Origin of the sequence: Mycobacterium ostraviense, assembly GCF_002705925.1 — a bacterium.
GTDB lineage: Bacteria > Actinomycetota > Actinomycetes > Mycobacteriales > Mycobacteriaceae > Mycobacterium > Mycobacterium ostraviense.
This window is the reverse complement of sequence record NZ_NKRE01000001.1, coordinates 3,290,874-3,305,893: the sequence shown is the minus strand read 5'-3', so window position 1 is coordinate 3,305,893 and position 15,020 is coordinate 3,290,874. Positions and strand designations below refer to the sequence as shown.

Genomic DNA, 15,020 nt, shown 5'->3' with positions numbered 1-15,020 from the left:
CGATATATCGTTGATGCATCGGCGCAGCTTTCAGCGCCAGTATTCTGAGACACGTAAGGAACAGAACATGGACAACCTCTTCACCGCGCCCGGCGGGCCATTCGGCGCTCGGCCGGGGTTCGGCTTCGGCCCCGGCCCCGCCCTGGGCCTGCCGCCCGCACAACGGCGCGCGCTACACAGCGCCAGGCGTCAGGCCCGACGTGAATTCTTCGCAAACCTGCGCGACCACGCCGGTGACCACGACGGACCGCTGGGGTTCGGCCCCGGTTTCGGCCCCGGGTTCGGTTTCGGCTTCGGCCCCGGCGGCCCGCGCGGCGGTTGGCGCCGCGGCGGACGCGGCCGTGGCCGCCGCGGCGACATCCGGGCCGCCATCCTGGTGCTGCTGAGCGAGCGGCCGATGCACGGCTACGAGATGATCCAGCAGATCGCCGAGCGCAGCAATGACCTGTGGCGTCCCAGCCCCGGCTCGGTGTACCCGACCTTGCAGCTACTCGACGACGAGGGCCTGATCACCGCCGGCGCGTCCGACGGCAGCAAGAAGCTCTTCGAGCTGACCGACGAGGGCCGGGCGGTCGCCGAGAAGATCGACACCCCGCCTTGGGAGGAGATCGCCGACGGCGTCGCGCCCGGACACCTCGAATTGCGCCGGGCCATGGGCCAGCTGATCGGCGCGGTCATGCAAGCAGCGCATGCCGCCGGCGCCGAGCAGCAGCAACGCATCGTCGACATCCTCAACAACGCGCGTCGCGAGATCTACGGCATTCTCGGCGAGGACTGACCACCTGGCGCGCGGCGAGTCGGCGTCGGCGCCATCGCCGAAGCTGGTTTCCGTCCTACCGACGTGGTCCCCACCCGTTGAGCCGCCGTGTCGCCCGGTCCGCCATGGTGCTGTTCCAAATCCGATAGCACATGCGCTAGCGCTATCGGAGACCACATATGACCAGCGCCGTGGTGCTGGAGTGACTGGGGTGGCGCGAGAAGGGTGCGAAGTCCGGCCGAAAGCTCACGCCGAATCGCCGGACACACCACAACGACCACCACCACCGGACAGACTCACGACACGTCCACCCAATCCAGGGTCCGCTGCACCGCCTTGCGCCAGCCCGCGTAGCCGGCGGCGCGCTGCTCGTCGGTCCACTGCGGCGTCCAACGCTTGTCCTCCTGCCAATTGGCCCGCAGGTCCGACGGGTCCGCCCAGAACCCCACCGCCAAACCCGCGGCATAGGCCGCGCCCAGCGCGGTAGTTTCGGCGACGACCGGCCGCACCACGTCCACGCCGAGCACGTCGGCCTGGATCTGCATGCACAAGTCGTTGCTGGTGATACCGCCGTCGACCTTCAAAACCTCAAGTCGCACACCGGAATCGGCTTCCATGGCGTCGACCACGTCACGGCTCTGGTAGCAGATGGCCTCCAGCGTCGCGCGGGCCAGATGCGCATTGGTGTTGAATCGCGACAGCCCCACGATCGCGCCGCGGGCATCGGATCGCCAATAGGGAGCGAACAATCCGGAGAAGGCCGGCACGAAATACACCCCGCCGTTATCGGGAACCTGACGAGCCAGCAACTCGCTTTGTGCGGCACCGCTGATGATGCCGAGCTGGTCGCGCAGCCACTGCACCGCCGAACCGGTGACCGCGATCGAACCCTCGAGCGCGTAAACGGGTTTGGCGTCGCCGAACTGGTAGCACACCGTGGTCAGCAGGCCGTTCTGCGATCGTACGATCGTCTCGCCGGTGTTGAGCAGCAGGAAATTGCCGGTGCCGTAGGTGTTTTTGGCCTCTCCCACGTCCAGACACACCTGACCGACCATGGCCGCGTGCTGGTCGCCAAGTACGCCGGTGATCGGCACCTCACCGCCCACCGGCCCGGTGTCCAGCGTGACGCCGTACGGCTGCAGGGGTGACGACGGCTCGATGGCCGGCAGCATCGCGCGCGGGATGTTGAAGAACGACAGCAGTTCGTCGTCCCAGTCCAGCGTCTCCAAGTTCATCAGCATGGTCCGGCTGGCGTTGGTCACGTCGGTGACGTGCACCCCGCCGCGCGGCCCGCCGGTCAGATTCCACAACACCCAGGTGTCCGGGGTGCCGAACAACGCGTCGCCGCGTTCGGCGGCGTCCCGCACCCCGTGGACGTTATCCAGGATCCACTGCAACTTCCCACCCGAGAAGTAGGTCGCCGGCGGCAACCCCGCCTTGCGGCGGATCACCTCACCGCGGCCGTCGCGCTCCAGCGCCGCCGCGATGCGGTCGGTGCGGGTGTCCTGCCAGACGATCGCGTTGTAATAAGGCCGGCCGGTGTGCTTGTTCCACACCAGCGTCGTCTCTCGTTGATTGGTAATCCCCAGTGCCGCAATATCTTTGGACGACAGATCCGCCGCGTTGAGCACCGACATAAGCACCGAGGCGGTGCGCTCCCAGATCTCCACCGGATTGTGCTCGACCCACCCGGCGCGGGGCAGGATCTGCTCATGCTCGAGCTGGTGACGGGCCACCTCGGCGCCCCGGTGATCGAAGATCATGCAGCGGGTGCTGGTGGTGCCCTGATCGATGGCGGCAACGAACTCCGAGAACTCGGCCAACTGCACTCCTAAACGTGACATCGAACACTGGGGTTAATCGTCCATGATGGGCCATGGTGGGTAAGCATCGACGCCTACCCGGGTCGCACTTGCGCGGCGGGCGGTAAACCGGTTGCATCGGCGTTGTGGGCGAAGAGGTCAAGCGCACCACGTATGACCGCACACACCGGCGGGAATACCGGCGCAAGGTGCAAGTCTGTCTGGACGTCTTCGAGACGATGCTTTCCCAGTGCAGCTTCGATTCCGACCTGCCGCTCACCGGGATGGAAATCGAATGCAACCTTGTCGACGGCGACTACCAGCCCGCCATGACGAATCGGTCCGTACTGGACGCGATCGGCGATCCGGCCTACCAGACCGAATTGGGCGCCTACAACATCGAATTCAATGTGCCGCCGCGACTGCTGTCCGGGCGTACCGGCCTGGACCTGGAACGGGACGTGCGGGCCAGCCTCAACGACGCCGAGCGAAAGGCCGGTTCCGACGGCGCCCACATCGTGATGATCGGCATCCTGCCCACGCTGATGCCCGAACATCTGACCGAGGGCTGGATGAGCGAATCCACCCGCTACGTCGCGCTGAACGAATCGATCTTCGACGCCCGCGGCGAGGACATCCCGATCAACATCTCCGGTCCGGAGCCGTTGAGCTGGCAGGCCGCCTCCATTGCCCCCGAATCAGCTTGCACCAGTATGCAATTGCATCTGCAGCTGGCTCCTGCCGACTTCGCTGCCCACTGGAACGCGGCCCAAGTGCTGGCCGGCCCACAGCTGGCGCTGGGCGCCAACTCCCCCTATTTCTTCGGCCACCAGCTCTGGTCGGAAACCCGCATCGAACTGTTCGCCCAATCCACCGACACCCGGCCGGAGGAACTGAAGACCCAGGGCGTGCGGCCACGGGTGTGGTTCGGCGAGCAGTGGATCGGCTCCATCCTTGACCTGTTCAAGGAGAACATCCGCTACTTCCCGTCGCTGCTGCCGGAGGTGTCCGACGAGGATCCGGTCGCCGAGCTCGCGGCCGGACGGGTTCCGCAGCTGGCCGAATTACGCTTGCACAACGGCACGGTGTACCGGTGGAACCGGCCGGTGTACGACATCTCGGAGGTGGCCGGCGACGGACGGCCGCACCTGCGGCTGGAGAACCGGGTGTTGCCGGCCGGACCGACCGTCCTGGACATGCTGGCCAATTCGGCGTTCTATTACGGCGTGCTGCGCAGCCTGGCCGAAGCCGAGCGGCCGCCCTGGACTCAGATGAGTTTCGCTGCGGCACAAGCGAATTTCTTCGCGGCCGCCCGGCACGGCATCGATGCCCGGATGCATTGGCCGGGCCTGGGTGAGGTGACGACGCGGGAGTTGGTGTTGACCACATTGCTGCCGATGGCTCACGAGGGACTGCGCCGCTGGGGTGTCGACGCCGAGGTGCGCGACCGGTTCCTGGGGGTCATCGAAGGCCGGGCCAGCATCGGCCGCAACGGCGCCACCTGGCAGGTCGCCACGGTGCGGGCTCTGCAGGAGGACGGGCTAGACCGGCGCGCGGCATTGGCGCAGATGCTGCGCCGCTACTGCAAGCACATGCACGCCAACGAGCCGGTCCACACCTGGGGTGAGTAGGTTGGGAGCCATGACTTCTGAGGTAATGGACTGGGATGGCGCATACCGGGAGCAGGGCGTGTTCGAGGGCCCGCCGCCGTGGAATATCGGTGAGCCGCAGCCGGAATTGGCGGCGTTGATCGCGGCCGGGAAGGTCCGCAGCGATGTGCTCGACGCCGGATGCGGGTTCGCCGAATTGTCGCTGGCGCTGGCAGCGCAGGGCTACACCGTGGTGGGCATCGACATCACGCCCACGGCCGTCGCGGCAGCCACCAAGGCCGCCCAAGAGCGCGGGTTGAGCACGGCCAGCTTCGTGCAGGCCGACATCACCGACTTCGCCGGCTATCCGGCCGGCTCCGAGGGCCGTTTCGCGACGGTGCTGGATTCCACGCTGTTTCATTCGCTGCCGGTGGAGAGTCGCGACGGCTATCTGCGCTCGGTGCATCGTGCGGCGGCGCCGGGCGCCGGCTACTACGTACTGGTGTTCGCCAAGGGGGCCTTCCCGGCCGAATTCGAAGCCAGACCCCACGAGGTCGACGAGGACGAGTTGCGGGACGCGGTGAGCAAGTACTGGGAGATCGACGAGATCCGGCCCGCGTTCATCCATGCCAATCTGCCGCAGGTTCCCGGAGCGCCGTTTGAAATGCCGCCGCACCCACGCGACGAGAAGGACCGGATGATGCTGCCGGCCTATCTACTGAGCGCGCACAAGGCCGGCTGATCCGGCACGCTTTACACCGAAGTTGCCGCGGTGGCGGCGATCAGCGCCTCGGCAAAGGCCTCCAGGTCGCCGGCGGTGGTGTCCACATGCGGTGAGATCCGCAGCACCGGCGCCGTCAGTTCCTGCGGCGCTCGCCACACGTCGGCGCAGGTCGTCACGATTCCGCGCTCCGCGAGCAGCCAGGCTCGCACTGCCACCGGATCGGGGCCGTCGACCGCGGCCAGCGTGGTGATGGCGCTGGGTTCGTCGACCGGTTCGACCACCACCCAGCCGTCCACGCCTGCCAGCAGGGTCCGTGCGATGCCGCCGAGCTCGGCCAGGCGCGCCCTGATCAATTCCGGCCCATAGCTCAGGTGTTCGCCGACCGCCACCGAAAAGCCCACGCGCGCAGCGAAATTGGCCTCTCCAAGCTGCAGGCGCTGCGCCACCGACAGCGCCGGAGCCCACTCCGGAAGCGGCAGCCGCGGAGTCAGCCGTTCCATCAATTCCGAGCGCACGGCCAGCACACCGACGCCCCGCGGCCCGGCGAGCCATTTGCGTGACGACGAATAGGCGACGTCGGCGCCCACCGCGCAGTCCACCTGGCCCAGCGCCTGAGCGGCGTCGACGACCACGGGCAGCCCCAGCTCGCGGCACAGCCTGACCATCATCGCCAGCGGCTGCACGGTGCCGCGATGGCTGCCCGCCGGGGTCAGATGCACCAGCTCCGGCGGATCCTCCTCCAGGTCGAACGCCGCATCGTCCAGCGCCAGCCGGCCGTCGTCGAGGGTCGGCAGGAACCGCACGTCAAACCCGTGGGCGGCCATCAGGGCCAGGTTGGGGCCATATTCTCCGGGCAGGCAGGCCAGCGTCCCGCCTGGTGCGGGCCAGCTGCCCAGCAACAGATCCAGCGCGTGCAGCGAGCCGGTGGTGAACACCACCTCCGCGTCCGGCATGCCGCACAGCGTCGCCACGGCGGCCCGCCCCGCGTCGAGCACGGCCGTGGCGGCATCGGCGGCGACATACCCGCCGACCTCGGCCTCGTGCAGCGCATGCCGGGCGGTGGCGTTCAAGACCGCAAAACTTTGCCGCGAGCAGGCGGCGCTGTCCAGGTGCAGACCCGCGACCGGCGGGCGAGCCGCCCGCCAGCGCTTGGCCAGGGTGCTCACTTCACGGCCAGCGACAAGCCGAAATCACCGGCGTCGTCGGTCCACCACCGGGTGCCACGCAGCCCCGCCGCAACCAGCTCGGCCGCGACGCCGTCCGGCCGGAACTTGCACGACACCTCGGTCAGCATCTCCTCGCCAGGGGCGAAGTCGACGGTCAGCTCGAGTGCGCCCACCCGCACCCGTTGCCGGCGATCGGCCCTAAGCCACATCTCGATCCGCTCCTCGGCGGTGTTCCAGCGGGCGACGTGCCGGTAGGCGTCGAGGTCGAAATCGCCGTCCAGTTCGCGGTTGATCACCGCCAGCACGTTGCGGTTGAACCGGGCGGTCACGCCGGCCGCGTCGTCGTAGGCCCGGATCAGCCGCTTGGTGTCTTTGACCAGGTCGGTGCCCAAAAGCAGGCTGTCGCCAGGCCGCATCACGCCGGCCAGGGTCGCCAGGAATTCCGCCCGCGGGCCGGGTGTCAGGTTGCCGATCGTCGAGCCGAGGAACACGAACAACCGTCGGCCGCCGTCGGGAATCTCGGCCAGGTGTTCCTCGAAATCACCACACACAGCGAATATTTCGATGCCCTGGTACTCGCTCTTGATAGCGTTGGCGGCTGCCGACAGGACACCGGCGTCCACGTCGAACGGCACGAACCTGCGCAGCGAACCGCGATCGCGCAACGCGTTCAACAACATCCGGGTTTTTTCCGAAGTGCCGCTGCCGAGTTCGACCAGGGTGTCGGCCTCGCTGGCGGCGGCGATGTCGGCGGAGTGGGCTCGCAGGATACCGGCCTCGGCGCGAGTCGGGTAGTACTCCGGCAACCGGGTGATCTGGTCGAACAGATCGCTGCCCACCGAATCATAGAACCACTTGGGCGGCAAGGACTTCGGTGTCATCTGCAGACCGTCGAACACGTCGCGGCACAAGGCGAGGTAGGCCGAGTCCTCGGACAGGTGGTTGGACAGCGACAGCGTCATCAAGGTCCTTTCGTGGCGTCCAAGGCGGTCAACGTGACCCCGTCCGCGGTGACCTCCACCAGGTGACGGTCCGGCACGTCGGCCCACTCGGCGTCGTCGTCGTAGGGTTCGCTGGCCAGCACCACTCCGTCGGGGCGGCGCAGCATGGACAGCGTCTCGTTCCAGGAGGTAGCCAGCAGCCGAGATCCGTTGGCGGCCAATATGTTCAGCCTGGCGAGCGGGTCGGCGGCGCCAATCTCGGCGAGGGTGTCGGCCAATGCGTCCAGGCCACGCTGGAAGATGAGGGCCGCCAATATCGCACTGTCACAGACGGATTCGGCCGCCGAGATCGGCGGCAGCACACTGCGGTCGACGACGCCGTTGTGCGACAGCAGCCACTCTCCGTCGGTAAACGGTGCGGTGGCGCTGATCTCGATCGGCATCCCGACGGTCGCCGAACGGACCGCGGCCACCACGCAGCTGCTGCGCAGCGCCGGCGCGACCGACTCGAACGACGTGTCGCCCCACAACGGCGACGCGCTGCGCCACCGCCGCGGCACCCCGGCGTCGAAAAAGCCGACGCCCCAACCGTCGGCGTTCATCAGCCCATGCTTTTGCCGGCGCGGCGCATAGGACTGCACCAGCAGGCTCCGCGGCGGCTCCAGCACCAGCGCGGACAGGGTGACCTCGGTGCCCAGCCAACCCAGATGACGGCACATCAGGCCGGATCCTCGACGTCCCAGGCCAGCCGGACGCCGGAGAAGATCTGCCGGCGGTACGGGTGATCCCAGTTGCGGAAGCTGGGCCGCAGGATGGCCGGCTCGACGGCCCAGGATCCGCCGCGCAGCACCCGGTAGTCGCCGTCGAAGAACGGTTGGGAGTACCGGTCGTAGATCATCGGGACGAATCCGGGCCACGGTCGCAACGGCGAGCTGGTCCACTCCCACACATCGCCCAGCATCTGCTCGGCGCCATACGCCGAGGCGCCGGCCGGGTAAGCGCCCACCGGCGCCGGGCGCAGCGCCGCGGCACCGAGGTTGGCGTGCCGGGCCGTCGGCTCCTGGGCTCCCCACGGGTAGCGGCGCCGCGATTCGGTCGCGGGGTCCCATGCGCACGCCTTCTCCCACTCCACCTCGGTGGGCAGCCGGGCGCCGGCCCAGGCCGCGTAGGCCTGCGCTTCGAAATAGGTGACATGCTGCACCGGCTCGTCGGCGGGAAGGTCTTCGAGGTAGCCGAACCGGGTGCGGGTTCGCCCGTCGGAGCTCCAGAACTGCGGGGAGGTCAGGCCGGCGCTCAGGCGGTGCTGCCAGCCGCGGCCGGACCACCACCGCGATTGGGTGTAGCCGCCGTCGTCGACGAACTGTCGCCATTCGCCGTTGGTGACCGGAACCCGGCCGATCCGGAAGGCCGGCACGTCGACGACATGGGCCGGGCGTTCGTTGTCCAGCGAATACGGCTCGGTCTCGGCGTCCACGCCCAGCACGAACGGCCCGCCGGGCACCAGCACCGACGTCCCGGCCACACCCGGCCGGCCGGCGGGCAGCACGGACGTCTCCCGCAGCAGCGGCGCGCCGGGGCGCAGATTCAACGCCTGCAGCATGGTCTCGGTGTGCTGGTATTCGTGGCTGGCCACCATGCCGAAGGCAAAGCCGGCTTCGTCGGGCCGGCCGTGCTCCACGGCGTCGGGCAGGGCGTCCAGCGCGTCCAGGGCCGCGGCGCGGACGCTGCGGCAGAAGGTTCGCGCCTGGTCCGGGGACAGCAACGGCAGCTCGACCCGGCTGGCGCGGGAGTGCTGGAATGCGTCGTAGAGGCCCTCGACCTGCGGCGGCAACCTGCCGGGACGGTCCGGGTTGCCGCCGCGCAGCAGCCACAGCTCCTCCTGCTGACCGATGTGCGCCAGATCCCACACCAGCGGGCTCATCAGCGGGTCGTATTGCCGGCACAGCTCCGCGTCGTCGAAGTCGACCAGGCGCAACGTCAGCGTCCGGGCCCGCTCCAGATCGCGGGCCAGCCTTTCCGGTGTGGTCACGCTTCCCCTCGAGCCAGCCGCGCTACCGTCGGCGCGAGGCCGCAGTCGACGACCCGGTCGGCGAAGTCGTCACCGCAGCAGCGGCCCCGCTCGACGTTGGCGATCAACACCTGCATGGCGTCGGCGAGCTGCGTCGGCGCCCGCTCGGCGGCGACGGCCATGCACCGGTTGGCCGCCGCGTAGAGTCGCCGGTCTTCCAGGCCGACGCGGGCTGCGGTTTCCCAGGCGGTGGCGACCGGTTCGACGGCCTCGGCGGCCAGCTCGGCCGCGCCCGGGTCGTCGAGCAGGGTCACCACCGTGAACGCCAGGGCGGGCCAGAAGGTGTCGGGCACGCTGTCCAGGTAGCGGATCTCGAGCCATTGCCGGGGCCGCACCGGCGGGAACAGCGTGGTCAGGTGATAGTCCAGGTCGGCGGTGGTGGGGCGGCGGTCACCCAGCAGCACCGTGCCGTCGGCCCAATCGGCGAAGGGGACGTAGTGGGTCACCGCCACGGCGTCGGGGTTGTGCACCAGCATCACCGGCGCCTTCAGGGCGTAACGCGCCCAGTCGGTGGCGGGGTCGTCCCCGCTGGCGCCCAGGATCGGCCCGCACCGCGCCGCATCCATCTGGCCCCACACCCGCTGCCGGGTGGACCGCCAACCGGAGAACTCGCCACCGAGCATCGGGGAATTGGCGGCGATCGCGATCATCGTCGGCCCCAGGGCGTGCGCCAGCCGCACCCGCGCCGCCCAGTCGGCCTGCGGCCCGGCGTCGACGTTGACCTGGATGGAGGCGGTCGCCGTCATCATCGCCGCGCCGGCCGCCCCGGAGTCACTGGCGGTGAAGAACTGTTCCATGGCCCGATAGCGCGGGCCCGGGTTGATCCGCTTGGTCGGCCGCAGCGGGTCGGCACCGAGGAACACCAGGCCCAGACCGGCGTCGGCGAAGGCCGGGCGCAGCACCGCCTGGTCGCGGTTCATCGCGTCGATGGCCGCCAGCACCCCGTCGCACGGCGGACCGGACAGTTCCACCGCGCCGCCGGGTTCGACGCTGACCGCGCTGCCGCCGGGCAGCGGGCTCACCCAGTCCAGAACGTCGCTGATCTCGTCCCAGCCGGGCCGGCGAAACGGATCCGCGCGGTCATAGCAATGCGCTTCCAGCTCCAGCCCGACCCGCCCGAGCGGGCCGTCGACGAGGCAGCCGTCGGCGATGTACTCCCCCGCGGCTTCCAACGAGGCGATCTCGCTATCGCTGTCACAGGCGCTGTCCAGCTGCGCTGCCGCGGCAGTGCTGGGGGCAAACGTCATATCACGATTCCTCCGGGGCCTGCGCAGCTATCGAGAACGATAGCCGCCACCATCTCATCTTCCAGAGCGCCCCGAGATATTCCCGCCCGCTTTTCGAGGCACGGATTAGACGGGTACCCACATTTGCACGTGGTTACTGGCCCAGCAGGTTCTGCATTGCCCCGGCCAGGACGTTGACCGCCGGACCGCCGTTGCCCGACTGGCAGACCTTGGCCTGCAGCAACACATTTTCACGCAGCCTGGTTTGATTGAAGCACCGCCGGTCGGTGCCGGCTTCCTGTTTGGTCCACGCCGCGTCGTGTGGGCCCGGGGGGCCGCCGTCGAACGACCACACCTGCGTGGTCCCGTTGTCCAGATGCATCGCGGTGGTCTGCCCCGCGCAACCCACGGTTCGGTCCACGACCCGGTGAAACGCCCGGTCTGAGGCGTCGTTGGTGGCGAACACCCCGACTGCCTGCTTGACGTAGTGGGTCTGGTCAGTGGCAGAGGTCTGGGTGATCGCCCCGTTGAAAGACGCAAGGTCGGGGTCGTTGTACACCTCGGGTAGCCCGATGTCGGCCCAGTTGTTGCACACCGGGAGATCGACCGCATAAGCCTGGAACGGCTCGGTGAACACCGACTCCCAGCCCATCGGCGCGCCGACGATATTGCCGACCGATCCCCTGCCTAGGACGGCGTAGTTCACCACCCCCGGCTCTGACGGCTGAGCCGCCGCAACCGGAGCAGCGGGGGCTGCCGCCCAGCCCGCTGCCCAGCCCGCGAGGGCCAGGCTCAGCGCCGCGACTCGCATCGAATCAGGCCTTGCCATGCAGCCGCGCCCGCACGCCCTCCTCCACCTTCTTGCCTAGATCGGGGTCCACGTTGCGCCAGTAATCGAACACCCGTGACAGCACCGGCTCCTGCACACCTTTGGAGGCATGTCCAATGATGTTGTGGGCCAAGCGTTCCCGGGCCGCGTCATCGAGCACGTCGCGGACCAGAGTGCCGGCCTGTACCCAGTCGTCATCCTCGGCACGCAAAGTGTATGCGACACGCACCATTTGGCCGTCGGCCATCCAGCGAACTTCGGCGGCGCGTGTCGGATCGGCCTGGGGGCCGTCGTAGGAGTTGGGCGCATACACCGGATCGGTGACGTTGTGGATCCGCATCGCGCCGTCCTTGGAGTAGCTGTTGACCTCCACCTTCGGCGAATTGACCGGTATCTGCTTGTAATTGGTGCCCAATCGGGCCCGGTGTGCATCGGAGTAGGAGAACCCGCGCGCCAGCAGCATCTTGTCCGGGCTCAATCCGGTACCGGGCACGATATTGTTGGGCTCGAATGCGGCCTGTTCCATCTCGGTGTGGTAGTCGGTGACGTTGCGGTCCAACGTCAGCTTGCCGACATCGATCAACGGGTAATCCCCGTGCGGCCACACCTTGGTCAGGTCGAAGGGGTTGAACCGATAGGTCTTGGCCTCGTCGAACGGCATGATCTGCATCTTGAGCGTCCAGCTGGGGAATTCGCCACGCTCGATCGCGTCGTAGAGATCCCGCTGATGGTAGTCGGCGTCCTCACCGGCCAGCCGGTCGGCGTCCTGCTGCGTCAGGAAGTCGATCCCCTGGTCGGTGATGAAATGGTACTTCACCCAAAAGATTTCGCCTGCGGCGTTGATCCAGCTGTAGGTGTGGCTGCCGTAGCCGTTCATGTGCCGCCAGGTCTTCGGGATACCGCGATCCCCCATCAGCCAGGTCACCTGATGTGCCGACTCGGGTGAGAGGGTCCAGAAGTCCCACTGCATGTTGTGGTCCCGCAGGTTGTTTGCCGCCCGGCGCTTTTGGGAGCGGATGAAGTGCTGGAACTTCAGTGGATCGCGAATGAAGAAGATCGGGGTGTTGTTGCCGACCATGTCGAAGTTGCCCTCCGACGTGTAAAACTTCACGGCGAAACCACGCGGGTCCCGCCAGGTGTCCGGGCTGCCGCGCTCGCCGGCAACGGTCGAAAACCGGATCAGTGTCTCGGTTTTGGCGCCGGGCTGGAACACCGCGGCCCTGGTGTACCCGCTGACATCGTTGGTCACTTGGAAGTGACCGAACGCGCCGCCGCCTTTGGCGTGCGGCTGACGTTCCGGGATGCGTTCCCGGTTGAACATCGCCATCTGCTCGATCAGATAGTGGTCCTGCAGCAGGATGGGGCCGTCGGGGCCGACGGTCAGCGACTGGTCGTCGCTGGGAGCGGGACTGCCCGCGTCGGTGGTGGTGTAACGCTCCGTCATATCGGTGCCTCCTCGTCGACTGGGCTGGTTCAACGAAACTTATTGGGCTGCATGGTAATACGGTTTGATGATACCACTAGACCGGATCATGCTGGGCGCGAAGGACTTTCGATCTGCTACAGCGCGGCCCGGCATCCCGCGACGGGACGCCGGGCCGGTTGTCGCGCGCCACCTTGGTCACATGACCCAGTATGCGCCTCTTCGCTGAACCGGTTATGGCCGCGACGGCGCCGTGGTGGGGCTGGGACTGCTGGGCGTCTGCGGAGCCCCGGGACCCATCTGGCCGGCACCCGGTCCGCCCGGACCGCCCGGGAACCCGGGACCCATGCCAGGGCCCATGCCGGGACCCATGCCGGGGCCCATGCCGGGTGGCGGCGGCCCGGGGAATCCGAACTGCCATCCCGGCCCCGGGCCGGGGCCACCCGGACCGGCCGGCATGAACATGCCGTGATGGTGGTGGCGGTGGTGGTGATAACACTTGCCGTATCCCAAGACCAGGGCGCCGGCGAGGAAGAGCGACCATGCGATGAAGATGACACCGGCAACGATCACCACCCACGCCGCGGCCTGGTAGAGCCTCGGCGGCTTTTCCCTCGGCGGGGGCGGCGGTGCAGCGGTAGCTACGGCAGGCGGTGGGGACGCAGATGTGTATAAGAGACAGCGGTGGGGGCGGTGGGGGTGCGGGCTCCGGTGTTTCGCTCATCACTCGAATATTGCTCAGCCCCGCGACAACCGCAAAGGTTAAAGGCGATACGACCTCGGATTGATCACAAATTCATGAGGCCCGGTGCTCGAGTGAGCACCGGGCCTGGTGTCGAAGTTTCTAACGACCGGGTGTGGTGGCCGGCGTAACCGAGGACGGCACCTGGGCGGGACCGCCAGGGCCGGTGCTCGGGCTCACCGCCGGTACGCCACCATTGGGACCTCCCATCCGGTGCATCATCGCGTGCGGCTTGTGATGGCGGTGGTGGCCGTAGCCGCCGTGACCGCTTTGCATGCCGAGCCGGAAGCCGGTGAAGAAGATCACCGCAACGATGAACACGATTCCGGCGACGATGGCCACCCACGCCGCGGCTTTGAAGACCTTGGGGGTCTGATGGGGTGCCGGTGGCGCCGCCGGCGGCGGCGGTGATGCTACGGCGGTAGACGTCGGCGCTGTCGGTATTTCAGGTGTTTCGCTCATGAGACGCATGATGCCGGGGCAAACAGTGGTGGCGGCTATGCGCAACTTAGGTAGTAGCTGTGAGACATCCTGGGCCCCGGGGCAGGGTGGCCTTTGGGCGGTGCAGCCAAATAGCTACTCCGACGACGCCGGCGGCATCTAGGTCTTACGGCTTGAACGGGTTGACCGCGAACTGGATCACCCGGTACGGCGCACGGGCACGCGGGTCGGCATTGTTCCACTGACTGACGAATATCCGCAGCTCATCGAGCGTGGACCCGGGCGAGATGTATCCGCCATACGGTTGCGCCAGCCGATTGTCGTAGGGCGGCGGCAGGCTTTCGGCCGGCTCGGGCCATTCCTCCTCGTGTCGCACCACGGTGGTCACCGGAGCGGTACCGAGCGACGTCGGGTCGTCGGCCACCCGGACCTCCATGTCGCCGTTACTGGCGTTGAAATACGACAGCACCGTCTTGCCCTCGATCTGCCGGATGCTCATCTCGCCGACCTGGTCGGGCCACAGCGGGGTCGGCGGCTTGTTCCAGCCGCCGCCGGGCCCGGCGGCCCAGCCCTGCCAGCGGGACCGGTCGGTGAACGCTTCCGGCGTGGCCCGGTACAGCACCACCGGTAGCCAACGGGTGAAGCTGTTGGCCACGATGTACACCCACCCGCTCGGCGACTCCGGGGTAGGGATCGGGTCGTAGTAGCCGCTGATCTGGGTCTGCCCCCAGCGCTGGTAGGACGCATCGCGCCGAGACCCCGGAACGGTCTGCCAGCCGCCGCGCGCCGGTTCGGCCTTCACCAGCCGAGTTGTCTGCGGCACCAGATTCTTGGTCGTCGCGACCAGCAGATAGTTTTGCCGGTTGATCTGCACCACCCCGGCAGGGAGCTGCGAATCCCCCGGTGGCGTCGGGTCGGCGAGCAGCGGCTGGCTTACGCCGGTGACGCCGGTGTAGCGCACCCCGGCGGGGTCGTCGACCGACGCGGTGTCGACATGCAGGGCGATCGGCGAGTACCAGCCGCCGAACCCGACACCCTGGCCGGCGAAGCTGTCGCCGCAAACCTGCAGCAGCCGGCTGGGAAATTCGATGAAGTCGCACAAGTCGGTGGCCCCGATGCCGTAGTCACCGGTAGGAGTTCCGGTGCCGGCAGTCGGACCGATCCGCACCACCTGACCGGGGGCCAGCGGCGGCAGGATCGGCTCGGGCACCGGCGCCGCGGGGTCGGCGCGGGCAACCCAAAACCATTGCGGGACAATGAAAGATACGACCAATAGTGAGCACCGCGCGACCCAGGCGGAGCTCACCCGCAT

The 15,020-nt window shown here is 68.0% G+C and carries 14 protein-coding genes; 3 read left to right on the top strand and 11 right to left on the bottom strand.

The window, feature by feature from the left end; genetic code table 11:
* Positions 1 to 67: 67 nt before the first annotated feature.
* The gene (locus tag CDN38_RS15205; protein ID WP_075511847.1) at positions 68 to 778 is read left to right on the top strand and encodes a PadR family transcriptional regulator; all 711 of its coding nucleotides are present in this window, start codon (positions 68 to 70) and stop codon (positions 776 to 778) included.
* A 275-nt stretch (positions 779 to 1,053) separates the two neighbouring features.
* Here CDN38_RS15205 and glpK read toward each other — a convergent pair whose 3' ends face one another.
* Positions 1,054 to 2,601: a glycerol kinase GlpK gene (gene glpK, locus CDN38_RS15200; protein WP_161951660.1), complete on the bottom strand. Its 1,548-nt coding sequence runs from the start codon at positions 2,599 to 2,601 to the stop codon at positions 1,054 to 1,056.
* A gap of 104 nt (positions 2,602 to 2,705) precedes the next feature.
* On the opposite strand from glpK, the gene CDN38_RS15195 reads away from it, so the two are divergent.
* Together CDN38_RS15195 and CDN38_RS15190 are read left to right on the top strand one after the other, a co-directional pair.
* Positions 2,706 to 4,190, top strand: a complete 1,485-nt coding sequence (locus CDN38_RS15195; protein ID WP_075511848.1) for a glutamate-cysteine ligase family protein — start codon at positions 2,706 to 2,708, stop codon at positions 4,188 to 4,190.
* A 10-nt stretch (positions 4,191 to 4,200) separates the two neighbouring features.
* Positions 4,201 to 4,890 carry a class I SAM-dependent methyltransferase gene (locus CDN38_RS15190; protein WP_075511849.1) on the top strand — a complete coding sequence of 230 codons (690 nt, stop codon included), beginning with the start codon at positions 4,201 to 4,203 and terminating at the stop codon, positions 4,888 to 4,890.
* A gap of 11 nt (positions 4,891 to 4,901) precedes the next feature.
* On the opposite strand, the gene egtE is transcribed toward CDN38_RS15190, so the two are convergent.
* The 10 genes from egtE to CDN38_RS15140 all read right to left on the bottom strand — a co-directional run bounded on the left by egtE (position 4,902) and on the right by CDN38_RS15140 (position 15,020).
* Positions 4,902 to 6,038, bottom strand: a complete 1,137-nt coding sequence (gene egtE, locus CDN38_RS15185; RefSeq protein WP_075511850.1) for an ergothioneine biosynthesis PLP-dependent enzyme EgtE — start codon at positions 6,036 to 6,038, stop codon at positions 4,902 to 4,904.
* Positions 6,035 to 7,000 (bottom strand): L-histidine N(alpha)-methyltransferase, encoded by a 966-nt coding sequence (gene egtD, locus CDN38_RS15180; RefSeq protein WP_075511851.1) that lies wholly within the window; start codon positions 6,998 to 7,000, stop codon positions 6,035 to 6,037. Before egtD ends, egtE begins: the two co-directional genes overlap by 4 nt.
* On the bottom strand, positions 7,000 to 7,698 hold the full coding sequence (egtC, locus tag CDN38_RS15175; RefSeq protein ID WP_075511852.1) for an ergothioneine biosynthesis protein EgtC: 699 nt from the start codon (positions 7,696 to 7,698) through the stop codon (positions 7,000 to 7,002). The genes egtD and egtC overlap by 1 nt, the downstream gene beginning before the upstream one ends.
* A complete protein-coding gene (gene egtB, locus CDN38_RS15170; RefSeq protein WP_075511853.1) occupies positions 7,698 to 9,008 on the bottom strand; it encodes an ergothioneine biosynthesis protein EgtB in 1,311 nt (436 codons plus the stop codon). The genes egtC and egtB overlap by 1 nt, the downstream gene beginning before the upstream one ends.
* A complete protein-coding gene (gene egtA, locus CDN38_RS15165) occupies positions 9,005 to 10,294 on the bottom strand; it encodes an ergothioneine biosynthesis glutamate--cysteine ligase EgtA (protein WP_075511854.1) in 1,290 nt (429 codons plus the stop codon). Before egtA ends, egtB begins: the two co-directional genes overlap by 4 nt.
* A 133-nt stretch (positions 10,295 to 10,427) precedes the next feature.
* Positions 10,428 to 11,084: a sensor domain-containing protein gene (locus CDN38_RS15160; RefSeq protein ID WP_075511855.1), complete on the bottom strand. Its 657-nt coding sequence runs from the start codon at positions 11,082 to 11,084 to the stop codon at positions 10,428 to 10,430.
* A 4-nt stretch (positions 11,085 to 11,088) separates the two neighbouring features.
* On the bottom strand, positions 11,089 to 12,546 hold the full coding sequence (locus tag CDN38_RS15155) for a catalase (RefSeq protein WP_075511856.1): 1,458 nt from the start codon (positions 12,544 to 12,546) through the stop codon (positions 11,089 to 11,091).
* A gap of 213 nt (positions 12,547 to 12,759) precedes the next feature.
* A complete protein-coding gene (locus CDN38_RS15150) occupies positions 12,760 to 13,101 on the bottom strand; it encodes a hypothetical protein (protein WP_099319028.1) in 342 nt (113 codons plus the stop codon).
* Between the two features lie 268 nt (positions 13,102 to 13,369).
* Entirely contained in the window at positions 13,370 to 13,738 is a 369-nt protein-coding gene (locus CDN38_RS15145; protein WP_233026891.1) for a hypothetical protein, read from the bottom strand.
* A gap of 136 nt (positions 13,739 to 13,874) precedes the next feature.
* A complete protein-coding gene (locus tag CDN38_RS15140) occupies positions 13,875 to 15,020 on the bottom strand; it encodes a DUF4185 domain-containing protein (RefSeq protein ID WP_082277019.1) in 1,146 nt (381 codons plus the stop codon).